The following is a 22,033-nucleotide window of genomic DNA, read 5'->3' on the forward strand; positions in this document are numbered from 1 at the left end:
CGATCGCCGGGTCCCACACGGACTTCGGCTTCTCGGAGCCACCTTTCATCCCCTGAGCGAACGCCTCGCCGGGCAAATCCAAAAACCAAGAAACAAAGAGGCCGGCAAAAGCCGGCCTCGAATCATACTGTTGCGATGCTTACAGCAACGGAATGATCAAAAGCGCCACGATATTGATGATCTTGATCATGGGGTTGACGGCCGGACCTGCCGTGTCCTTGTACGGATCACCGACAGTATCGCCGGTCACGGCTGCTTTATGGGCTTCCGAACCCTTGCCCCCGTGATGTCCATCCTCAATATATTTTTTCGCATTGTCCCAGGCACCGCCCCCGGTGGTCATCGAAATGGCCACGAACAAGCCGGTAATGATCGACCCGATGAGCACGCCGCCCAGCGCCTCCTTTCCAAGGAGCAGTCCGACCAGAAGAGGTATCGCAACGGGCAACAGAGAGGGCACGATCATCTCCTTGATTGCCGCTCTGGTCAGCATATCCACAGCCTTCGAATAATCCGGCTTCGCGGTATAGTCCATGATACCGGGAATTTCCCGGAACTGACGCCGCACTTCGTTGACGATGCCGCCTGCGGCACGTCCTACGGCCTCCATCGCCAGTGCGCCGAACAGATAAGGCACCAAACCGCCGATGAAGAGCCCGATGACCACCATGTGGTTGGACAGCTCGAAGACGGTATCGCCGCCCAGGTTATGGGTATAGTCGGCGAACAGCACGAGCGCGGCGAGCCCGGCCGAGCCGATAGCATAACCCTTGGTGACCGCTTTGGTGGTATTGCCGACGGCATCGAGCGGATCGGTGATATTGCGGATTTCCGCGGGCAATTCGGCCATCTCGGCGATGCCTCCGGCGTTGTCCGTGATGGGACCGTAGGCGTCCAGGGCCACGATCATCCCGGTCATGGACAGCATCGCCGTAGCCGCCACCGCGATGCCGAACAAACCGGCCAGTTCGTAGGCTCCCCAGATGCTCGCGCATACGGCAACGACGGGTGCCGCGGTGGACTTCATGGAGATGCCCAACCCCGCGATGATGTTGGTAGCATGCCCGGTGGTGGATGCCGATGCGATGTGCTGCACCGGTTTGAATTCCGTCGCCGTGTAGTACTCGGTGATAGCGACCATGGCCCCGGTCAGGATCAGGCCGATGAGCGCGGAAAAATAAATGTCGTTTGCCGAAATCGTTTCGCCCCCAAGCGACACTTCGCCGCCGAACAGCGCGAGCGTCACCGGATAGAACGCTAGAGCGGCCAGGCTCCCGGAAATGATGACGCCCTTGTAAAGCCCGCTCATGATCTTGCGTCCTTCGCCGACCTCCACGAAACCCGTGCCGATGATGGACGCTATGATCGAGATTCCGCCGAGCACCAGCGGATAAGCGATAGCGTTTTCCGATCCCGAGGTGAGCAGGCCGCCCAGCAGCATGGTGGCGATGATGGTCACCGCGTAGGTTTCGAACAAGTCGGCAGCCATGCCGGCGCAATCGCCCACATTGTCACCCACGTTGTCAGCGATGACGGCCGGATTGCGCGGATCGTCCTCGGGAATTCCGGCCTCAACCTTGCCCACCAAATCCGCACCGACGTCGGCACCCTTAGTGAAGATGCCGCCCCCCAAACGAGCGAAAATGGAAATCAGCGATCCCCCGAAAGCGAGCCCCACCAACGCGTGTAGAGGATCTTCAACACCCGACGCCTTAAGAACCACGTAATAACCGGCAACGCCCAGCAGCCCCAGTCCGACCACCAATAGCCCGGTGATCGCGCCGCCCCGGAAGGCGACGGTGAAAGCGGCATTCATGCCTTGGTAAGCCGCTTGCGCGGTACGCGAGTTGGACCGCACCGAGATGTTCATGCCTACATAACCGGCAACGCCGGACAGCACGGCACCGACCGCGAAGCCTAGCGCGACCGCCCACCCCAAAGTGACGCCGATCACCAGGAAGAGAGCGCCACCGACCAGACCGATCGTCTTGTACTGGCGGTTCAGATAAGCTTTGGCGCCTTGCTGAATGGCCGAGGCAATGTCGACCATGCGCTCATTGCCCGGCGATTGGGCGTTGATCCAGGAAATGGAAAGGATCCCGTAGATCAGGGCGGCGACCGCAGCCGTGAAGGCAAAAGCCACCCCCCAGCCGATGGTGTAACCGATATACAGCAACTCGATGAGTGCCAACCCGGCGATAAGCTTACAACGGCGGTCAGTCAGTACCTGCCGGACGCCCTCTTGAGCTCGGGCGACGAGTAAATAGGCCATGTTCTCCTCCTCTTTTTTTACGAATTCTTATTTTTACACCACATGAGGCATGTGATTGGAAATCACACTGCGAATTGGCTGGTTAGTTTTTTGGGAACCGCCGCGTTTTTCAGTACGACGTAATCTGGCAATCCGTTCCGGTACGGCGGATAGTCTTCACCTTCGATCAAAGGAAGCAAATAGGCGCGGCAGGCATCGGTAATGCCAAAACCGTCCTCGGAAATAAACTCACGCGGCATTTTCTTTTCCACGTTGGCCACATCCGCCAAGTCGGCGTGGCCGATCTCCCACCGATAGGGCGAATTGGAGGTACGGACGATCGTGGGCATGACCGCATTCTTACCTTCCAGAGCCAACTCGACGGCGGCTTTGCCCACAGCGTAGGCCTGCTCGACATCGGTTTTCGAAGCGATATGACGGGCGGAGCGCTGCAGATAATCGGCCACCGCCCAGTGGCACCGAAATCCCAAACCATTCTTGACCAGCGAAGCGATCAGCGGAGCGACACCGCCCAACTGGGTATGACCGAACACGTCCTTGATGCCGGCGTCGGCCAAGAATTTACCGTCGGGGCCTTTCACGCCCTCGGAGACCACGATCGAGCAATAGCCGTAACGCTTGACCTTATCCTCGACCGCCGCCAGGAACTTCGCTTGATCGAACGGAACTTCCGGAAACAGGATGACGAGAGGAATATCGCGCGTCTCGTCGGCCGCCAGCCCGCCGGCCGCCGCGATCCAACCAGCATGGCGTCCCATGACTTCGATAACGAAAATCTTGGTGGATGTAGCCGCCATTGAGGCTACGTCGAAACTGCCCTCGAGGGTGGAGATGGCGATATATTTGGCCACGGAGCCGAACCCCGGACAGTTGTCGGTGATAGGCAGATCGTTATCCACCGTCTTGGGGATGTGGATAGCGCACAAGGGGTAGCCCATTTTTTCCGAAAGCTGCGACACTTTGAGGCAGGTATCGGCCGAGTCGCCGCCGCCGTTGTAGAAAAAATAGCCGATGTCGTGAGCCTTGAAGACTTCGATCAGCCGCTCGTATTGCGCCCTGCCCTCCTCGAGTCCCTTCAGCTTGTAGCGGCAGGAACCGAAAGCCCCGCCCGGCGTATACCGCAGACCTGCGATAGCCTGATCGGATTCCTGCGTCGTGTCGATGAGGTCTTCGGTTAACGCGCCGACGATGCCGTTACGCCCCGCATAAACACTGCCGATGCGATCGCTGTACTGGCGCGCAGTCTCAATCACACCGCAGGCAGATGCGTTAATGACAGCGGTCACGCCGCCAGATTGGGCGTAAAATGCATTCCGAATGGCCATAGCCGTCCTTTTATCCTCCGGAGTCCGAAAGAGCCTACATTAGAACAATTAATCCGACAGTACAAGGCACTTAGAAGGTCAATCAGGCCGTAATCCTACGTACGGACATTTACTGATTTTTGTCGAAAAACGAGAAACTTAGTCCGTCTTGGCAGAAGACGACCCGTCGGCAAAAAGCTGCCGAGCCACGGCGTCCCTACCCGCCGCCGATAGGCTCGGTTTGAAGAAAACGGAAAATGGCTGGATTGTCGCAGCCCGCGGCATTGAAACGCAGCCAGGGCGAGGCTTCCTGATAGGGGCTGAACAAGGCACCCGGCGCCAGCATGATGCCCTGCTTGGCAGCCGCCGCCGCGAGCGCGGTAGCGTTCTCGGATGGATCTCGGCGCGCCCAGATGAAAAGGCCGTCTTCCTCTTCGCGATAGAGCTCGAGCCCGCTGTTTTCCAAGTTCTTTACGGCTTCCCCGCGCGCCTTGCGCAGCCGCGAACGCAGCTTTTCCAGATGCTTCCGGTAATAGCCGTCGGTGAGAAGCTCGTAAACCAGCCTCTCGTCGATTTCCGAGGTTGTTAGGCTGGTCAGGAGCTTGAGATCCGTCAGGCTCTCGGCGATTTCGTATTTGCAGGCCAGGAAACCGACTCTGAGACTCGCGGAAACGGTTTTGGAGAAACTGCTCACGAACACTACCCGTTCCAATTGGTCCAGGGTCGCGAGGCGGGTCAACTGCCCGCTCAGTAAATCGCCGTAGACATCGTCCTCCACGACCATCAGATCGTAGCGTTCGGCCAGTTGCAACACTCTGTGGGCAACCGGCTGAGCAATGCTGACGCCGGTCGGATTGTGCAGCACGGTATTGGTAAAAAAGACCTTGGGCTTATGCTCCTGGATTAGGCGTTCCATCGCGCCGGTATCCGGGCCTCGGGTCGTCCAAGGCACGCCGACCAGGCGTGCTCCCGAAAGCTTCAGATAGCCGAACAGGGTGTAATAGCCCGGATCGTCCACCAGCACGGCATCGCCCGGTTTGACGAACAACCGGCTGATCAGGTCCAGGGCATGGGTGGCGCCACGGGTGGTGACGATCTGCCGCGAAGAACAGCCGATACCCTGGTCTTCGAGCCGCCGTGCCAACAGAACCCGCAACGGTTCGTAGCCGGCCGGCAAGCCGTAACCGGTCAAATGGGGACCGCTTTTGCGGGCGAGCGTACGCAGACTGCGCTGTATCCCCGCGCCGTCCATCCACTCGCCGGGCAGCCAGCCGGCGCCCGGCATGGCGAAATGGGATTGTTCCTGCAAAGCGTTGCGGAGCAGCCAAAGCACATCCATCGCTCTTTCGAGCCGGCAGGACTGATTCGCGGCGTTCCCGTATTCCGGGCGCTGGGCGACGTAGAAACCCGAGCCCTGTCGCGATTTCAGATAGCCCATCGCCACCAGCCGATCGAACGCCTGCACCACGGTAAATTTGCTGACGCGGTGCTCTTTCGCGAAATGCCGGAGCGAAGGCAGACGCGTGCCCGGCCGCAAGAGCCGCTCATCGACGCGTTGTTTGATACCGGCCACGATTTGTTCGATCAAAGGGCGGCTGTCGTGGGGATCGAGATCGAGAAAGTTCATGATTGTCCTGGCTCCGCGACCGGTACAGGTTGGCCGGATCGATCGTCAACTGTATCTGTATTGTCCGCAACCGGTTGGTTATTGTACGGCCACCATTGCACAAAGACGATCTTCGAAACGCTCGTGTGGATGATCCGGCGACGGTGACCGGAAAACCAAGCGGCCGAATTGGTAAAACAAACCCAAACCAGGCACGATCATGAAGCTTTACGACATGGAATTATCGGGAAATGCTTACAAAATCAGACTGTTTTGCTCGTTGCTCGGGCTGCATTGCGAGTCAGTCCCCGTCGATCTGACAAAGCAGGAACACAAACACGCGGATTTCCTAGCCTTGAATCCACGCGGACAGGTTCCCGTGCTAGACGATGGCGGCACCATCGTGTGGGACTCCATGGCGATCCTGGTGTACCTGGCCAGAAAATACGCCGACCATCGCTGGCTCCCAACCGAAGCGGAAGCGATGGCGAGGGTCATGCAATGGCTGGCGTTATCGGAAAACGAGATCCTGTATGGTCTCGCTCGGGCGCGGGCCGTGAAGAGATTCAAGCGTCCCTGGGATCTGGCTCAATGCCAGGAACTGGGGAGATCCGCTTTGAGCGTCATGGAAAATCATCTCCAACATGAACAATGGCTGGCCGCAGACTGGCCAACCATCGCCGATATCGCCTGTTATCCGTATGTCGCACTGGCTCCGGAAGGCGGCATAGCGTTAGACGACTATCCCCACGTCAGGCAATGGCTCGCACGTATCCGGTCCTTGCCAGGTTACGTCGGCATGCCGGGACTCTGATCGTCCCTTCCGAATTTGGATGAACATGAGGCGGTGACCGCTAACTCGAAGGACGATTGGTTGAGGCGTTACGCCGGAAAAGAGTTCTCGGCCGATGAAGCCAACGTGCTTTCGGCCGGCAGAACGCCGCGAGGAGATGGACAATTCCAACGACAGAGGGTGAGCCGAAGGGCTGCGTCGGCACGGGTTGCCTTCTGAGCTTAGCAATTTTGAGACTTACCGCTAAACCGCGATAAAAACACTCTACACAGAAAAGAATCCATGCGTATTCCCATCTTTCAGATCGATGCCTTCACCGACCGTCTGTTTCGGGGAAACCCGGCGGCGGTATGTATACTCGACCGCTGGCTTGATGATCCGGTTCTACTAGCCATCGCCGCCGAGAACAATCTGTCCGAAACGGCTTTCCTGGTCGGCGGAAACGGGCGTTATACCTTGCGCTGGTTCACGCCCGAGGTCGAAGTGAATCTCTGCGGCCATGCCACCCTGGCTTCGGCTTATGTGGTGTTCCGGGAGCTGGAGCCGAGCTTGCAGGAAGTTCTTTTCGACAGCCGCAGCGGCGAACTCCGGGTAAGCCGCAAGGATGAACTCCTGACCCTGGACTTTCCAGCGAGCCATGGACAGACCTGCGACTGTCCCGATCTCCTTGCTCAAGGGCTGGGCCGGAAACCCTTGGAGGTCCTGCGCAATGCCAATTACCTTTGCGTTTTCGCCGACGAAGAAGACATCCGCTCCCTGACGCCGGATTTTCCGGTCTTGGCGAGGCTCGATGCTCAGTGCGTGATCGTCACGGCACCGGGCCGAACCGTCGATTTCGTTTCGCGCATGTTCGCTCCGAAAATCGGCATCCCGGAAGATCCGGTGACCGGCTCGGCGCACTGCCTGCTCGCGACCTACTGGGCCGCACGCACCGGCAAGACGCGCTTCACCGCGAGGCAGCTGTCGCACCGGGGCGGCGAACTCGAGTGCGAATTGCGGGACGAGCGCGTTTTCATCTCCGGCCGGGCGGTGAAATATCTGCAAGGCGAAATTCTGATTCCATCATCGACCGAGGAACCGACTATCCCATGACGCTTCGATTGTCCCGCCGCGCCGCGCGGCTCACCAGTTCCCTGATCCGCGACATCCTGCAGGTTACCCAGCGGCCGGGCGTGATTTCCTTCGCGGGTGGCTTGCCTGCCACCGAAGTCATGCCGCCCTTGAACTTCGAAGGGCTGGCCGACGACTACCGCCAGTACGGCCCCAGCGAAGGCGAGCCGGCCTTGCGCGGCCTGATCGCGCAAAAGCTGTCCGGGTTGGGTATGAGCTGCGGCGTGGACCAGATATTGGTGACCTCCGGTTCACAACAGGGCGTCGATCTAGTCGGCAAACTGTTCGTCGACGAAGATGCCAAGGTCCTGCTGGAAGCGCCTACCTATCTCGCCACGATTCAGGCTCTCGGAGTGTACGGCGCGGTATTCAAAGGGCTAAGGCTGGCCGCCGACGGCATCGACCCGGACGAACTGCGTCGAGCCATAGCCTATCGCCGGCCTGCGTTCGTCTATCTCATCCCGACGTTCCAGAACCCTTCCGGGTTTTGCTACACCGACGAAATCCGGCGCGCGGTCGCCAAAGTTCTGGACGAAACCGACATCCCCCTGATCGAAGACGACCCCTACCGGGATCTGGTCTACAGCCCGGTCGACCGAACCCCGATCTGCGCTTATCTGGAACGGGCGCCATGGGTTTATCTCGGAAGCTTTTCCAAGCTCACGGCGCCGGGTTTACGAGTGGGCTATCTCGCTTCATCGCGCGAACTCTTCCCGAGCCTGGTTCGGCTGAAACAAGCCAGCGACCTACACACCAACCGCATCGGCCAGGCCTGGCTCGCCCGGTTTCTGGGTTCCACCGAGTTCGACGAGCACCTGGCGCGAATGAACCGGATTTATGCGGAACGCCGCGATGCCATGCAAGCCGCCCTAATGCGTCATTTCGAGGCACTCGCCGAATGGCGGGCACCGGCCGGCGGTCTTTTCTTCTGGCTGCGACTGACCTGCGAGTGCGATACCCTGGCGCTGCTGCGCCAAGCGCTCGAGCGCAATGTAGCGTTCATGCCGGGCGAACCGTTCTTTCCCACCCCGGCCCACCGCTACCCTTCTCTGCGCTTGAACTTCAGCCATGCGGCTCCGGAAAACATCGAGCGTGGCATCGCCTTGCTTGCGGAGATTCTGAACGGGTCTGCCGAATGAAAACGAAAATCTGGCTTGCCTTACTGGCCGTTTATATCGTCTGGGGCTCGACCTACCTGGTGATTCGTTTCGCGATAGAAACCCTGCCGCCGTTTCTCTCGGGCGGGCTTCGCTTTCTGGTTTCGGGCACGATCCTTCTGATCTGGCGACGCGCGGCGGGCGACGCTCCGCCAACCCTTCGCCAATGGCGATCGGCAGCCATCGTCGGCACCTTCCTCCTTCTCGGCGGCAACGGACTGGTCTCCTGGGCGGAACGAACCGCCCCTTCCGGCATCGCCGCGCTCATCATCGGCGCGGTACCGATGTTCATGGTGATAGCCGATGCGCTTCGGCCTAACGGCGTCAGACCGACCGCTCGCGTCATCGCCGGTCTTGCCATCGGTTTCACGGGGATTTATCTGCTGGTCGGACCTTCGGAATTTTCCGATGGCCTGCATTTGGACATGGTCGGCGTGACCGCGCTTCTGATCGCCGGCTTTCTTTGGGCGATCGGCTCGATCTGCGGCAAGACGCTCGACCTGCCGAAATCCGCCTTGATGACCACGGGCGCGGAAATGCTAACCGGCGGCTTCGCCCTAATGGTCGCCAGCGCGGCCGCCGGAGAATGGAATGGATTCAGCTTCGTTCAGGTTTCCACCCACTCGTGGCTGGCCTTGGCCTATCTCATCGCTTTCGGCTCGATGATCGGTTTCGTCGCCTACGCCTGGCTTTTGCAGAACGCGCCCATTCCCCTGGTCGCGACTTATGCCTATGTCAATCCTTTGGTGGCGGTGTTCCTCGGCAATTGGTTCGCGCAAGAACCTTTGACCCCGCGCATCCTGTCGGCATCGGCGATCATCATTGGATCGGTGGTGTTCATCAACAGCGCGAACCGGTCGAAACGGCTCAAGAAAGCGATGGTAGCGGTAAACGAATAGCCCTTACCCGTATCCCGCCGTCCCGCATCTGGACGGCGAACACTTCGGAATAGAGCGATCTACTCATGCATGAGCACAGCTATTACGAACCCCTGGCCGAATACAACGCCTGGATGAACGAAAAGCTCTACCGGGTTTGCGCCGAGATTCCCGACGAATTACGGAAAAAGGATCTTGGCGCGTTTTTCAGGTCCATACACGGCACTCTCAATCATCTGCTCTTGGCCGACACCATCTGGATGGCCCGTTTTACAGGGCAGCCCCTGACTCGGCCTGCTTTGAATCAAGAGCTTTATTCCGGTTTCGACGACTTGAGGCGGGAACGCGAAGCCATGGACCGCCGCATGCTAGCCTGGACCCGGACACTCTCCCCAGAACGCCTCACCCAGCCTTTCAGCTACACCAGCGTTTCCGATGGCAAAACTCGGACCCGGCCGTTCTGGCTGCTGGTTACACATCTCTTCAACCATCAGACTCACCACCGCGGCCAATTGACCACCCTGTTGAGCCAGCTCGGCTACGATTACGGCGTTACCGACCTCCCCTGGCTACCGAGCCTTTGCGAACTCGATTCCGCCAAGACGGAATGAAGCACCGGAACTCCGGCTAGCGACGGTCCCTTCACGATGCGGCAACGTTTTCCGCAGCTTCGCCGGCCGGAACACCGAGCTTGTCATGGAAAATCGCGTAACACACCGGCGTCAGCACCAGACTCGCCGCCATGCCGAACAGCAAACCGGCCGACAGGGATAGGGTCATCGGGATCAGAAATTGCGCTTGCTCGCTGGTTTCCATCAGAGTCGGTAGAAAACCGGCGAAGTTGGTCAGAAAAGCGAGCAGGATGGGCCGAAAGCGAGCGGTACAGGCTTCCAGGATCAGGCTCGAGACTTGACTGGCGGTCGAACTCATCGGCGCGTCCTCGTCCGGCGAAACCATAGCGCCCACCGTATCACCGAGCTCCCTGCCCTTTTCCTCCTGCCCTTCAGTCCCCCTCTCCTTGACGTAATCGAGCAGCACCAGGCTATCGTTCACCACCACGCCGCTCGCGGCGATCATGCCGACCAGGGATTCCATGGACAAAGGCAGTCCCGCCAGCCAATGCGCCAGAACCGCGCCGCACCAGGCGACGGGCGCCGCCAAGAGAAAAATCAGAGGGGTGACATAGGAGCGGAACGGCACCGCGATCAGGGCATAAATCACCGCCAGTGCAATCATGGTGTTGACAATCAGTCTTTGAACGGTCGCTTCCTGCTCCTGACGTTCCTGACCGACGCTTACGTCCAGTTCGGGAAACTGCCGTTTCAGGCTGGGGATGACCGTTTTTTCGATTTCGGCGTAAACCGCATTGAGGTCGGCCACCTGGGAATCGACCCGCGCCTGGACTTTCAAAACCCGCCGCCGATCCTGGCGGATCAGCTTGGCGTAACCTGGAACCAAGTCGACCTCGGCCAGGGTTCCCAAAGGCGCATGGGCGCCGGAAGGCAAGCGGACGGGGAGATTTCGCAGACTGTCCAGGGACTGCCGCTCGTTCAAAGGCAGACGAACCATGACCTTGACTTCCTTGCCTCCGCGCTGGAAGCGATACACCTCGTCCCCGTAATAGCCCTGTCGCGTCTGCTCGGCGAGGTCTTGCAAGCTCAACCCCAGACGTTCCGCTTCCGGCTTGAGACGCAGCCTGACCTCGGGTTTGCCGGTTTCGGCCGAATCGACGACATCGTACACGCCGGGATAACCGGAAATCATGCGCTTGAACTGTTCGGCGGCCGCTGCCAGCTGGGCCGGGTCGGGGGCGCCCAGATCGAATTCCAGGTCATAGGGAACGTCACCCTCCTTGAAGATGAAATCGATCTTGGCTCGGCCGATATCACCGATACGCCGACGCCATTCCCGCACGAAATCCTCCACCGCGATGCGTTCGCGGCCGAGCGGCGACAACTCCGTCCAGAATCCGGCGTCATGCTCCCAAACCAGGGTTTCCAGGCCGACGATGACCGAGGCAGGTTCCTGGCCGGATCGTGCCGCCGTTTTCTGCCTTTCAGCCTGGTCCAGTTCATCCCGCAATTGCAGCAGGGCATCCTCCACCTTTTTCGCGATCCGTCGGGTTTCGCTATAGGGCGCATCCTCCGGCAGTTTCAGATAGACCCAAAAACTGTCCTTGGTGACGTCGGGCTGTAGGGATAATCGAAGGTGTCCACCGGCTACTAGGGCGATGCTAAGCAAAAGCAGCACGACAAAAACGGCGACGGTCAAGAAACGCCAGCCTAATGCCTTTTCCAGGAAGGGACCGTAGATTCGCTGGACGAACCGGTCGAGACCGCGGTTGAGCGAGTCCCGAATTCGGGCGAGAACCGAGGGTGAGGCATCTAGCTTCGCGGGATGAGCCAGGTGCGCCGGCAATATGAGCAAGGCTTCGACCAGCGAGAACACCAGGGTCAGGATCATCACCAGGCAGATCGGACGCATCATCTGCCCCGCCCATCCAGGTAGGAAAAGGCCGGGGAGGAAAGCCGCCATCGCGATCAGCACCGCGAGGATCACCGGCTGGGCGACGCTGCGCGCGCCGCGGATGGCACAGGCGAGACTGGAAGCGAAGCTCGTCCTGGCTGGTTTTCCTTCCGCATCGAGGATCGAGCTCTCGGTCTGCTCCTTATGCACCGCATCCCCGATAATGATGGCATCGTCCACCAGGATGCCCATGGCCAACAGGAATCCGAACAGAGACAGCATGTTGAGGGAAACGTCGACGACAGGCATCAGCCAGAAGGTGCCGAAAATCGACGTGACGATGCCGACTCCGGCCCACAACGCCACCCGCAAGCGTAAGAACAGGGTCAGTACCGCACACACGAGCAGGAAACCGCTCAGCCCGTCCTCGATGAGCGTTTGGATGCGCTGGTCATAGGCCTCGGAGTCATCCCACCAGGTATAAAGCGACAGCCCTTCCGGCAGCTTCGATTTCATCTCCTGCACGTACGCTTTTACCCGGCGCGCGACGGCAACGGTGTCCTGGTCGGCATGGATTTCCCAACCTTGCGCCGTTTCGCCATTGTGATGCCACTCCGAGAGGCGCTCTTCGAGACCGTCTTTGATGATGGCGACATCACGGAGCAGGAGCCGGCTGCCGTCGGGATTGGTGCGCAACACGAGGTTGCCGATGGTTTCGCCGTTCCGCGCTTGTCCATTCACGCGCAGCAACAGCTCCCCGGCCTGGCTTTTCACCAAGCCGCCCGCCAAGTCTACGGAAGCGTGCTGGATCGCCTCCGCGACCTCGTGCAGCGACATGCGATACCGGCGCAAGCGTTCCGAGGACACCTCGACGGTGATTTCGTAAGCCTGCTCGTAATAATTGATCGCCCGCGTCACCCCCGGTATTAGAGCCAGTTCGGCCTGAATGCGGTCCCCCAGCTGTTTGATGGTGAGCGGATCGGTCGGCCCGTGCAGCGCCACCCAGATGACGCCATCGTCGTCCTCCCGGTGCGCCGGCTCTATCTCGATCTTTTCCAGCGTTTTCGGCAATCGCTGAATCGCCTGAACGCGCCCACGCACGGCGTTCATCATCTGATCTTTGTCGTAACCCGGCAGGATGACGACGTTGACCGTACAGCGTCCCTCGGTAATCTCCGACTTCAACCGCTTGATGCCCGGCAGATCGTGAATAGCCTCCTCGATACGGATACACACCGATTCCTCGATCTCCAGTGGTCCGGCACCGGGATAGATCGCCTTGATTTCGATTTGGTGAGGCGAAAAGCGGGGAAACACTTCCTTGTCCATAACCGCCAGACTCGCGAAGCCGCCGAACCAGATCAGCAACATCAGGAGGTTGGCCGCAACCGGGTTGGAGGCGAACCAGGCGATAGGGCCCGAAGCTTGGGACTGAAGGCTAGCGGCCGGCGGGGGATCAATTCGCTGCGCTGACATCGCTTTCCTCCGGCTTCGCGTCTCCGGCTTCGAGCCTGACGTGCATACCCTCCACCGGCACCGAAACGCCGTCTATGACCACAGCCTCGCCCGCCGCCAAACCTTCCGCCACCAACACCCGGTCGGCCTCCGTGCGCAGCACCTTCAGACGGCGGATGTGAAGACGATGCTCGCTATCCACGACCAGTGCTTCCTGGGCCGCATTGACCGCTGCCAGCGGCAGCACGAACACGCCCGAGCGCTCCCGCCCTTCGATCTCGGCCTGGACGAACAGGCCGGACAGGAGCAGCTGGGCATGCCGGGGACCGTACGGATCCGGCACTTCGGCCACCAAGTGCAACAAGCCGGTCGTGTCATCGATCTGGGCTTCGCTGCGCACGATGCGCCCCTCCCAGTGCTGTTCGATGCCGCCTACGGTGGCCATCATCCTTACCTTGGAGCCGGATTGGTCCGCTCCCTTACGCCGCCCGAGGTTTACGTCGAGATCGGCCAATTGCTCGGTCGAGACCGGCAGGCGCACTTCCGCCACGTCCGTGGCCTGGAGGCGGGCCAGTTTCTCGCCGGGCTGCACGTATTGGCCGAGACCGACATACCGGGCCAAGACCCGGCCGGCAAACGGCGCGTGCAATTCGCACCGGCTCCGGTCCAGACGGGCCTTGATCAGTTCCGCTTCGGCCGCTTTCAGCTTGGCGCGGGCTTCCGCCAGTTGCGGCTCGTGCCGGGCCAGGGGCGTCGGCTCGCCTTCACCCAAAGCCTCCCATTCGCTTCTAGCCTGTTCGGCTTCGGCTTCCTCCTGGGCAAGCCGGCGCCTTGCTTCCGCTAGTTTGGCTTCGGCTGCGACGACGGCCTGGTCGTAGTCGCGGGGATCGAGCGCGACCAACTCCTCGCCAGCCTCGAAGAACCCGCCGGCTACGAAATCGGGATTCAAGCGGATCACCTTGCCCGCCACTTCCGCTACCCAGTCGATCTCGGTGCGGGGCGTGACGACACCTTGGGAACGCACGTTAAAGCGGACCGTCTGCGGCTCGGCACGAACGACCGAGACCAGCGGCGGTTCCGGTTTGGCGGGCTGGGCTTCCAGCGCCGGTCGGTTCACTACGATGGCATAGGCGCCGACGGCGCCGATCAGCAACACAACAATGGGGAGGAGGATTTTCAGCATGGTTTCGCGCGGTTCAAGCTTCGCCTCCCAGCGCCAGATAGAGACCGATCCGGTTGTTGAGCAGCTGCCGTTTGATCGCGAGATGAGCGCTTTGCGCGTTCAGGGTGCTACGGTAGCTATCGAGCAAGGTCAGGATCTCGATAAAGCCATGGCGGTAGGAATAGATCGCCAGCTTCTGGCTCGCTTCGGTCTGCTCGACGGCTTCCCTGAGCGCTTGTTCCTGCTCTCTCAGCCATTCTTCCGCAGCGAGCGACTGTTCCACTTCGCGGAAAGCATTAAGCGCCGTGTTCTTGTACCGATTGAGCGCTTCCTCGGTCAGGGCCCGGTTCAACCGAATCTCCCCCCTGATCCGCCCGCCGGTGAAGAGTGGCTGGAGGAAACCCATCGCGACGTTCCAGATCGCCGCGCGGGGGTCGACCAGTTCGGTCAGGGCGGGGCTACGGGTGCCGCCAGAGGCGGTGAGCGCAATACGCGGCAGCAGGGCCTTCTCGGCGCTCTCCAGCCGAAAATCGGCGGCGCGCAGCCGCTCGAACGCGGCGATCACATCGGGACGCCGTCCGAGGAGTTCCGAAGGCACGCCGGCCGACAGCGGAGCGGGCGGATCGGGCAAGGACGCCGTCATTGTCAGATCGGCCGCCGGATAACGTCCCAACAAGACTTCCAAGAGCCGGGTCACCGCCTGAACCCGGTTGCGCGCCTCAGCCAATTGAGCTTCGGCATTGGCGAGATCGGTGAGCGCAAGGCGCAGGTCGAGGCCGCGGGTAAGGCCGCGGGTGAATCGTCCGCGCACCAGTTCGACGATGGTGCGGCGATCCCGTATCGATTGTTCGGCGACTTCCGCCTGGAGCTTGGCCTCGGCCAGTTCGAAATAGACCTGTGCCGTTCGTGCTGCGAGGGAGAGGCGCGCAGCGTGAAAGTCGGCTTCGGTCGCCACGGCTTCGCTCACGGACGCTTGTTGAAACGCGCGTATCCGCCCCCACACGTCCAATTCCCAGTCCAGCGAGAACAAGGCTTCGAAGGCACCGAACTCGGTCGAGCCGAAGCCGGCACTGCGCACCTGGGCGCGTTCATAGCCGGGAGCAAAATAGAGCTGCGGCCAGCGGCCGGCACCGTCGATACGGGCCTGTTGCCGCGCGGCTTCCACACGGGCCGCCGCGGCCTTCAGGTCATAATTACTCGCCAAAGCCTCGGAAACCAGGGCGCTCAGCGTTGCATCGGCGAAGGTTTCGACCCAATGCTCGGAAACCGCTTCTTGCGGACTCGTCGTAGCGGTCCAGGCCGAAGGGATCGGGGCGCCTACATCGTTCACATCCCGCTCGGGTATCGTTCCACACCCGCCCAGCAGAGCGAGAACCAGGCCGCAGAACGTGATCGATAGCCGGGACGGGCCGATGCCATCCATCGTGACACTCATCGGCGGATCGGGTCGGTGACAGTAGTCGGCAGTCTGTTGGATTTCGCACGTGGCCGGCTTATTCGGATGGCGCCCGCGAAGTCTTCGCTTCGTCGGATATGGCTTGTCCGATAAACTGACACGCAAGTTCGATTGTGGCGAGCGCCATCCGGCTCTTCCGAAAGGTCATGGCACAGGTGATTTAACAATCGGGATCCGGGCCGCAAACGGCGCGTCACCAGAACTGCCGGCGTTCCCGAAAACGCGACGGAATCGCGTGTGTGGCGCATAAGCTTCGTTCCCCCCTTCTCCGCCTCGTCATGGAATCGACGTTTAGTAGTGATTAAGACGAACGAGCCGGCCAAAACCCGCACTGCCGGCGAAAAAATTCTTGAATGAACGCAGGCCGGTAGCATGTCATGGATAGCCTCGTCTTACGAAGCCAAGAGGAGCGAACCCTATGCAACACCGAGCCCTCCATTGGTGGAGGGCAGGTTTATCGGTTCCCCAAATGAATGGGACGGATGTTCAGAAGTCAGGTGGCGAGAATTCGATCGGCTATGGAACAAACCACTCGCACGAGCGCACGGGGATTCGTCCTGATTCCCCGTGCTTCTCTTTGCCGACTTGATCGTTTCCCGGTCAAGCCGCGGCGCTTTCCTGCTTCAACGAAGCCAGATCGATAACGAAGCGGTACTTTACGTCGCTCTTGAGCATCCGCTCATAGGCGTCATTGATCTTTTGGATGGGAATGAGTTCGATGTCAGAGACGATGTCGTGATCGGCACAGAAGTCGAGCATTTCTTGCGTCTCTCTAATGCCGCCGATGAGCGAGCCGGCTATCTTCCGGCGCCTGAAGATCAGGTTGGCGACTCCGGGCGACGGGTGCGGCATCTCCGGAACCCCGATCAGGCACAGCGTACCGTCGCGTTTGAGCAGCTCGATATAGGCGTCGAGGTTATGCGATGCGGCCACGGTATCGAGGATGAAATCGAAGCTGTTGGCGTGTTTTTTCATCTCATCGGGATTCTTCGAAATCACCACCTCATCGGCGCCCAGCCGCTTGGCATCCTCGGCCTTGCTCGGAGAAGTCGTGAACAACACCACATGCGCCCCAAAAGCATGCGCGAATTTCACCCCCATGTGGCCCAAGCCTCCGAGTCCAACGATGCCCACTTTTTGGCCTGGGCCCACCTGCCAATGGCGCAGCGGCGAATAGGTGGTGATGCCCGCGCACAAGAGCGGCGCTGCGGCGGCGAGATCGAGCTTTTGGGGCAACCGCAGTACGAAATGCTCATCGACCACGATCACATTGGAGTACCCGCCGTAAGTCATCTTTCCCGTGTGCTTGTCGGGGCTGTTATACGTAAACGTGAGCTCGTTCTGGCAATACTGCTCCAGGTTCTCGCGACAATCCGGACAAGTGCGGCAGGAATCGACCATGCACCCCACGGCGGCCAAGTCGCCCGCCTTGAAGGCTTGCACCTCGTCGCCGACCGCCGTCACCCGCCCGACAATCTCGTGCCCCGGCACCACCGGGTAGACGGTGTTCTGCCATTCGCTGCGGACCGTGTGGAGATCGGAATGGCAGACCCCGCAGTAGAGGATTTCAATCTGTACGTCGTGTGGACCCGGTTCGCGCCGCTCGAAGTGGAACGGACCCAAGGGCGTGGTCGGGCTATGGGCGGCATATCCGATAGCTTTGATCATGGGCAGCTCCTTATTGCGTTTCTTACACGGACCATGTTTCAGACGATCTGTTCAATTTACTTCCTAGCGTCCCATATCAACAAAGATACATGCAATAGGCAGACATCGACGGCTACCTTCCGATAGGGTCCGGAGCAACGTTGGCCGGAAAGCCATACCGGCGTGGGTGAGGATTGCCTTCGCCCCGCACACCCGCCAAATCGTGGCCTACGCATTGGGCGACCGCACGGAAGCGACGGCCCGCCAGCTGTGGGATCGAGTTCCGGCCGGCTGTCGTGAGGCCGAGGTCTACACCGATGGCTGGGAACCGTATGCCGCTGTGATTCCCGTGAATCAACGTCAGCCTCGCCGGAAATCGGCGGGTCGAACGGTTCACGTCGAACGCTGGAACAATACCTTGCTTCAGCGTTTGGCGCGCTATACCCGAAAAACCCTGGGCTTCTCCCAATCGATCCAGATGCATGAAGCCTCCATAAGGCTCTTTCTTCACCGCTACGATCTCCATTACATCCTTCTGTCGTTAATCACGACCGGATTTGTAACAAGCCTCTGGTTCGTGACTTCATTGAGCTCTTCTTGCCTATAATCCCTTATCGGGAGTTCTAACGCCCCGCTCTCTCGGTGCGTCCGTCTGTGAGTTGCGTTCACAACCCCTTATTGGGATTGGTAACTCGGTCGCGACGTGCCAGTGCCCCGAAAGCTGCGGAACTCATAACCCCTTATTGGGATTGGTAACTCCGGTAAGCCGCAGCATTGTTCAATCTTTCGCGACACTCATAACCCCTTATTGGGATTGGTAACCCCCGATTTCTCAACAAACACCTACCTTCTCAATGGTAGCAGAATAAGGAAAACGCGCTGCAGGCCAAGCATCTCTACGTCATTCATCCGTATTATTTACTTCACATCGGAACTTCACATCGGATCGAAGTCGATAGCGGAAAATCGGAGGCTATAGAACGGTGAAATCTCTTCTATGGTCATTGAGGCTAATTCGCTTCACTTTGCATTTTCCAGATTCAGTTTTTGACTAGGTCAAGTCATGCTCGAAAGTTGTGGATGACCGATTGAGGTAGACAGCGCGCCCTTGTTAGTCCTCAAAGTCATCAATTCCTACAAGAGGACGGAACGCGCTATGAGTGAAATAAGATCGTTCCGCTGAAGAATCCAGGGGCACCGACGTCGGTGACAGATGCCTTGACGAAATCTGATTGGAGGATACGGCGCAGAGCCGTTTTTCTGTAGCGAATCTCAAGATCCGGCAACCGCTTGGAGTTTTTTATCGATTTGGCGAGCTAGGCTTTCGACGCCTTTGACGGTGATATTCCGCTGTTGCCCCTTGACCTCGACGATGAAGTCGCCAAGGACGTGACCGGTCTTCGCATCGACCAAATGCGCCATCAGATAAACGAACAAGAAGCTTGGCTTATGCAGCCGCCCGACGATGACGAAGTCGCTGCCGCTAGCTTTCCCGAGCATCGCTGCCTCGTCCGAATGATCCCAGAGATATCCGAATCCCTTATTGGCCTCTGCTTGAGCCGCCGGATCGATCGAGACGATCGGGTAATCCTTGGCGCTTAGACTTTCCTCCAGTAGCCTTTTCAAAGAGGCTGTTCTTTCGACTTCTTCGGCGACGCCTGGATTCGATGTGACGTCGTTAAGTTCGAAATCCAGAACTGTGATACTGCCTTTCGCATACACGCTAAAGGAAACAAGGATCGTGAGCGCAACAATAGAAACAAGTTTGCTGAAAAAAGACATTTGACTCTCCGATTCTCGTATCGGGTCCGGCGTCTTAGACGCCGACCGATCGCTTCTTAGACTCGTAGTCCGTAGGAAATGCAGTGGAATACGGGAACCCCACGCCGCGATCATCCCGGATTTCGTAGCACTTCATCCGGGCTACGTCTTCGAACCTGTCGAAGGGTTTTGGGACCTCTTCCGCGCTAGACTCTATTCGCGCGAATACGAAAAACTCTTTACACAGTTTCCGAAAACCGGTGGCTGCTGTACTTACGGCAGCATCGACTCACTTCCACAGTTCCACCTTGGGCATGCCGAACGGCGAACCGACAACCTAGAAGGCCCATCCGTCCAAAAATGTCATTCAGGATCGAATTCCAAATCGCTTTCAATAAGGCATTAATTTTTGTAGTCAGTTATAAGAGAGTTCTGACGGGAGTTGGAGGGGGACCCTCAAGTCCGGTACAAAGATTTTGTTTCATCAACCGGAAGACGTAGGAGGTATCCCCCATGGGTAAGCGAAGCTATCGTAGCACGGCGTTTGACGAGATGGACTGGTCGGCGGTTTTGAGCCGGATCGAAGGTGAGCGAGTGGTGTTGGCGGTGGATGTGGCGAAGGAGGCGTTCATGGCGCAACTGCTGACGGAAGAGCGCGAGGTGTTGGCGACGGTGAGGTGGCGCCATCCGCAGCAGACGCGGGCGCTGGTGGAGACGCTGAAGGGATGGCTTGGGCATTGTCGGGTGGAGGTCGTGATGGAGCCGACCGGGACCTACGGAGATGCCTTGCGCGGCCTGCTGGTCGCGCAGGGTTGGCCGGTGTACCGGGTGAGCCCGAAGCGAGTGCATGATGCGGCGGAGCTGTATGATGGGGTGCCGAGCTTGCACGATGCGAAGGCGGCAAATGTGATCGGGCGGCTGCATCTGGAGGGGGTCAGCGAGGTGTGGGAGGAGGTTTCGGAAGAGCGCCGGGAGATGAAGGCGTTACAGGGGCTGTTGCGGCTGTACCGAGGACGATACCGGCGGGGTTTGAACCGGCTGGAAGCGCAGTTGGCGCGGCATTGGCCGGAGGTGTTGGGGATGTTGGCGCTGGACTCGGTCACGCTGCTGCAGCTGTTGGCCACGTATGGGGAGCCTGGGCGGATTGCGGCCGATCCGGAGGGGGCGACGCTCTTGATGGGGCGAGTGGGCGGTCGAGGTCTGTGCGCGGACAAACGTGAGGCGGTGCTGGCGAGTGCGGTGCAGAGTGTGGGGGTGCCCTGTCTTGAGGCGGAACGGGAACTGATTCAGCGGCTGGCGGCGGATGTGCTGGCGACCCGCGAGGAGTTACGGAAGCTGGAACGGCGCGTGAAGGCTAAGGTTGAGCGGACGCCGGTTCTGCGGCGCATGGCGGCGGTGGTGGGGTCGACGACCAGTGCCGTGCTGCTGGCGACGCAAGGGTCGCCACTGGACTATCCGGAGCCCCGCAGTTACCAGAAGAGCCTCGGGCTCAACTTGAAGGAACGCTCCAGTGGTCAACACAAGGGCCAGCTGAAGATCACCAAGCGGGGGCCGTCGCTGGCGCGGCAGTACCTTTATTTTGCTGCACTTCGGTTGATGGACCGCGACCCGATGGTGCGCCACTGGTGTGAGCGGAAAGCCGGGCGTGACGGCGGGCGTAAGGGCAAGGCGGTAACGGCGGTCATGCGGAAATTGGCCAAGGCCTTGTGGTATGTGGCCCGCGGCGAGCGGTTTGAGACCCGTAAGCTGTTCACGGTCGAGACCTGGCCGATGGCCGCTTGAGGCGGGGGTAGGACCGATGCCCCGATGGGAGGACTGGGAGGAGCGAGCATGACCTAAGTTGTTCTGCGTTGATGGGCAAGGGTTAGGTGTCTTCCTGGGGGTGACCTTCCACCCACCCTGAGACCGGCCAGAGGTTCCAACGTAGTCCCGAGGCACCCCCCAGGATGACCCAGGGTTGCGATATCCCATGAAACTGATTTGATGCCGGTAGCCGGACATCCGATGTGAGAGGTTTGATGGACGCCCTGGCGTGGCATCCGGGAGACCCCGACCGGGCCCCTGTTAACCGATAACCGACAGCACGATGTCATTCTGCGCCTTTCAGGTTTTTGAAGGCGCCCCGGTTTCGTGCTGGCAAAGAGGATGCTCTAAAACCAGAAATTGGGGACTTGACTGGGCTATGAGAGGGTGGGTTAGGCAGGGATGCCGTAACCCACCGAGCGACCTCAAACCTGTCCTGAGCCCTTCGACTGAGCTCAGGACGGGTCTGTCGAAAGGCTAACCCATCCTACATTTGATGTTCACTCGAATGCCGAATGGAATAAGTCCCGAACTTGCTAAAATTCGGCGTTTAACATTTAAGAACGCTTCATGCGCCCGGAAACAGGAATTCGAAAATCTAGCATCCGACGTCGCAATCGTGCCGTCGCCGGAAGCGAAACGCGGCGTCCTTTACAGTTTTCCCACCTCTGGCAAGCTATCGGTTGGTTGATGGTCGCCGTCGTGGTATGGCTGAGCCTGACCCCGGAACCTCCTCATCCACCCACGCCCTGGCTCGCCTGGGACAAAGCGCAACACGCATTGGCTTACGGCTTGCTCATGTACTGGTTTCGGCAGGCCTTTCAACCACATTGGCGCTGGCCGCTGTTTCTCCTCCTGTTGGGCGTGACGCTTGAATACCTGCAGGGGCTCGGCGGCGTCCGCACATCCGACACAAACGACATGATCGCCAACGCCATTGGCGTAGTCCTCGGCCTGGCGCTCAGCTACACGCCGCTCGGACGGCTACTATCGAGAGTCGACGCGATCGTCGGAGCGAAGCGCCCTCGGTAAACGCATAAGCTCACCTGACCGCAAACCGGGATAAGCCCTTCGACTTCGCTCAGGACAGGCTCAGCGTTCCCGGCAAACGCCGGTCGACTCAAAGCGATTGCCCGTCGCACACAAATCCCGAGGCCGGAGGA

Annotated in this window: 16 protein-coding genes; 8 read left to right on the forward strand and 8 right to left on the reverse strand. The window is 59.6% G+C overall.

All coding sequences use genetic code 11. The features are described 5' to 3' along the window. Positions 1-139: 139 nt before the first annotated feature. The 3 genes from QEN43_RS10425 to QEN43_RS10435 all read right to left on the reverse strand — a co-directional run bounded on the left by QEN43_RS10425 (position 140) and on the right by QEN43_RS10435 (position 5,203). Complete coding sequence (locus tag QEN43_RS10425) at positions 140-2,272, reverse strand: sodium-translocating pyrophosphatase (protein ID WP_084162302.1); 2,133 nt, start codon at positions 2,270-2,272, stop codon at positions 140-142. A 62-nt stretch (positions 2,273-2,334) separates the two neighbouring features. Next, positions 2,335-3,597 (reverse strand): 6-phosphofructokinase, encoded by a 1,263-nt coding sequence (locus QEN43_RS10430; RefSeq protein WP_026611520.1) that lies wholly within the window; start codon positions 3,595-3,597, stop codon positions 2,335-2,337. Between the two features lie 196 nt (positions 3,598-3,793). Continuing rightward, positions 3,794-5,203 (reverse strand): aminotransferase-like domain-containing protein, encoded by a 1,410-nt coding sequence (locus QEN43_RS10435; protein ID WP_317963195.1) that lies wholly within the window; start codon positions 5,201-5,203, stop codon positions 3,794-3,796. 199 nt (positions 5,204-5,402) lie between these two features. On the opposite strand from QEN43_RS10435, the gene QEN43_RS10440 reads away from it, so the two are divergent. The 5 genes from QEN43_RS10440 to QEN43_RS10460 all read left to right on the forward strand — a co-directional run bounded on the left by QEN43_RS10440 (position 5,403) and on the right by QEN43_RS10460 (position 9,731). Next, positions 5,403-5,996, forward strand: coding sequence for a glutathione S-transferase family protein (locus tag QEN43_RS10440; RefSeq protein ID WP_026611518.1), 594 nt, complete (start codon positions 5,403-5,405; stop codon positions 5,994-5,996). 261 nt (positions 5,997-6,257) lie between these two features. After that, complete coding sequence (locus QEN43_RS10445; RefSeq protein ID WP_026611517.1) at positions 6,258-7,067, forward strand: PhzF family phenazine biosynthesis protein; 810 nt, start codon at positions 6,258-6,260, stop codon at positions 7,065-7,067. Beyond that, on the forward strand, positions 7,064-8,224 hold the full coding sequence (locus QEN43_RS10450) for an aminotransferase-like domain-containing protein (RefSeq protein ID WP_026611516.1): 1,161 nt from the start codon (positions 7,064-7,066) through the stop codon (positions 8,222-8,224). The genes QEN43_RS10445 and QEN43_RS10450 overlap by 4 nt, the downstream gene beginning before the upstream one ends. Further along, the gene (locus QEN43_RS10455) at positions 8,221-9,141 is read left to right on the forward strand and encodes an EamA family transporter (protein ID WP_317963196.1); all 921 of its coding nucleotides are present in this window, start codon (positions 8,221-8,223) and stop codon (positions 9,139-9,141) included. The genes QEN43_RS10450 and QEN43_RS10455 overlap by 4 nt, the downstream gene beginning before the upstream one ends. A 65-nt stretch (positions 9,142-9,206) precedes the next feature. Continuing rightward, positions 9,207-9,731: a DinB family protein gene (locus tag QEN43_RS10460; RefSeq protein WP_317963197.1), complete on the forward strand. Its 525-nt coding sequence runs from the start codon at positions 9,207-9,209 to the stop codon at positions 9,729-9,731. Positions 9,732-9,762: 31 nt separating this feature from the next. On the opposite strand, the gene QEN43_RS10465 is transcribed toward QEN43_RS10460, so the two are convergent. The 4 genes from QEN43_RS10465 to QEN43_RS10480 form a co-directional block, all read right to left on the reverse strand. After that, positions 9,763-13,062: an efflux RND transporter permease subunit gene (locus QEN43_RS10465; RefSeq protein ID WP_317963198.1), complete on the reverse strand. Its 3,300-nt coding sequence runs from the start codon at positions 13,060-13,062 to the stop codon at positions 9,763-9,765. Continuing rightward, complete coding sequence (locus tag QEN43_RS10470) at positions 13,043-14,224, reverse strand: efflux RND transporter periplasmic adaptor subunit (RefSeq protein ID WP_317963199.1); 1,182 nt, start codon at positions 14,222-14,224, stop codon at positions 13,043-13,045. The genes QEN43_RS10465 and QEN43_RS10470 overlap by 20 nt, the downstream gene beginning before the upstream one ends. A 13-nt stretch (positions 14,225-14,237) precedes the next feature. After that, entirely contained in the window at positions 14,238-15,638 is a 1,401-nt protein-coding gene (locus QEN43_RS10475; RefSeq protein ID WP_317963200.1) for an efflux transporter outer membrane subunit, read from the reverse strand. Between the two features lie 621 nt (positions 15,639-16,259). After that, positions 16,260-17,327, reverse strand: coding sequence for an NAD(P)-dependent alcohol dehydrogenase (locus QEN43_RS10480; RefSeq protein WP_026611503.1), 1,068 nt, complete (start codon positions 17,325-17,327; stop codon positions 16,260-16,262). Positions 17,328-17,493: 166 nt separating this feature from the next. Between QEN43_RS10480 and QEN43_RS21925 the strand changes: the two genes are divergently transcribed. Then, entirely contained in the window at positions 17,494-17,913 is a 420-nt protein-coding gene (locus QEN43_RS21925; RefSeq protein ID WP_162144339.1) for an IS1 family transposase, read from the forward strand. Positions 17,914-18,578: 665 nt separating this feature from the next. On the opposite strand, the gene QEN43_RS10490 is transcribed toward QEN43_RS21925, so the two are convergent. Further along, complete coding sequence (locus tag QEN43_RS10490; protein ID WP_026611502.1) at positions 18,579-19,088, reverse strand: DUF2380 domain-containing protein; 510 nt, start codon at positions 19,086-19,088, stop codon at positions 18,579-18,581. A gap of 492 nt (positions 19,089-19,580) precedes the next feature. On the opposite strand from QEN43_RS10490, the gene QEN43_RS10495 reads away from it, so the two are divergent. Then, entirely contained in the window at positions 19,581-20,849 is a 1,269-nt protein-coding gene (locus QEN43_RS10495) for an IS110 family transposase (RefSeq protein ID WP_317963201.1), read from the forward strand. A 591-nt stretch (positions 20,850-21,440) separates the two neighbouring features. Beyond that, complete coding sequence (locus tag QEN43_RS10500) at positions 21,441-21,902, forward strand: VanZ family protein (protein ID WP_317963202.1); 462 nt, start codon at positions 21,441-21,443, stop codon at positions 21,900-21,902. Positions 21,903-22,033: the final 131 nt, after the last annotated feature.

It is taken from the genome of Methylocaldum szegediense (genome assembly GCF_949769195.1).
Lineage (GTDB): Bacteria > Pseudomonadota > Gammaproteobacteria > Methylococcales > Methylococcaceae > Methylocaldum > Methylocaldum szegediense.

Bases quoted from the DNA above. Each gene is read 5' to 3' on its own strand.
- QEN43_RS10425 (WP_084162302.1), bottom strand. From the start codon at position 2,272: ATGGCCTATTTACTCGTCGCCCGAGCTCAAGAGGGCGTCCGGCAGGTA.
- QEN43_RS10430 (WP_026611520.1), bottom strand. From the start codon at position 3,597: ATGGCCATTCGGAATGCATTTTACGCCCAATCTGGCGGCGTGACCGCT.
- QEN43_RS10435 (WP_317963195.1), bottom strand. From the start codon at position 5,203: ATGAACTTTCTCGATCTCGATCCCCACGACAGCCGCCCTTTGATCGAA.
- QEN43_RS10440 (WP_026611518.1), top strand. From the start codon at position 5,403: ATGAAGCTTTACGACATGGAATTATCGGGAAATGCTTACAAAATCAGA.
- QEN43_RS10445 (WP_026611517.1), top strand. From the start codon at position 6,258: ATGCGTATTCCCATCTTTCAGATCGATGCCTTCACCGACCGTCTGTTT.
- QEN43_RS10450 (WP_026611516.1), top strand. From the start codon at position 7,064: ATGACGCTTCGATTGTCCCGCCGCGCCGCGCGGCTCACCAGTTCCCTG.
- QEN43_RS10455 (WP_317963196.1), top strand. From the start codon at position 8,221: ATGAAAACGAAAATCTGGCTTGCCTTACTGGCCGTTTATATCGTCTGG.
- QEN43_RS10460 (WP_317963197.1), top strand. From the start codon at position 9,207: ATGCATGAGCACAGCTATTACGAACCCCTGGCCGAATACAACGCCTGG.
- QEN43_RS10465 (WP_317963198.1), bottom strand. From the start codon at position 13,062: ATGTCAGCGCAGCGAATTGATCCCCCGCCGGCCGCTAGCCTTCAGTCC.
- QEN43_RS10470 (WP_317963199.1), bottom strand. From the start codon at position 14,224: ATGCTGAAAATCCTCCTCCCCATTGTTGTGTTGCTGATCGGCGCCGTC.
- QEN43_RS10475 (WP_317963200.1), bottom strand. From the start codon at position 15,638: ATGAGTGTCACGATGGATGGCATCGGCCCGTCCCGGCTATCGATCACG.
- QEN43_RS10480 (WP_026611503.1), bottom strand. From the start codon at position 17,327: ATGATCAAAGCTATCGGATATGCCGCCCATAGCCCGACCACGCCCTTG.
- QEN43_RS10490 (WP_026611502.1), bottom strand. From the start codon at position 19,088: ATGTCTTTTTTCAGCAAACTTGTTTCTATTGTTGCGCTCACGATCCTT.
- QEN43_RS10495 (WP_317963201.1), top strand. From the start codon at position 19,581: ATGGGTAAGCGAAGCTATCGTAGCACGGCGTTTGACGAGATGGACTGG.
- QEN43_RS10500 (WP_317963202.1), top strand. From the start codon at position 21,441: ATGCGCCCGGAAACAGGAATTCGAAAATCTAGCATCCGACGTCGCAAT.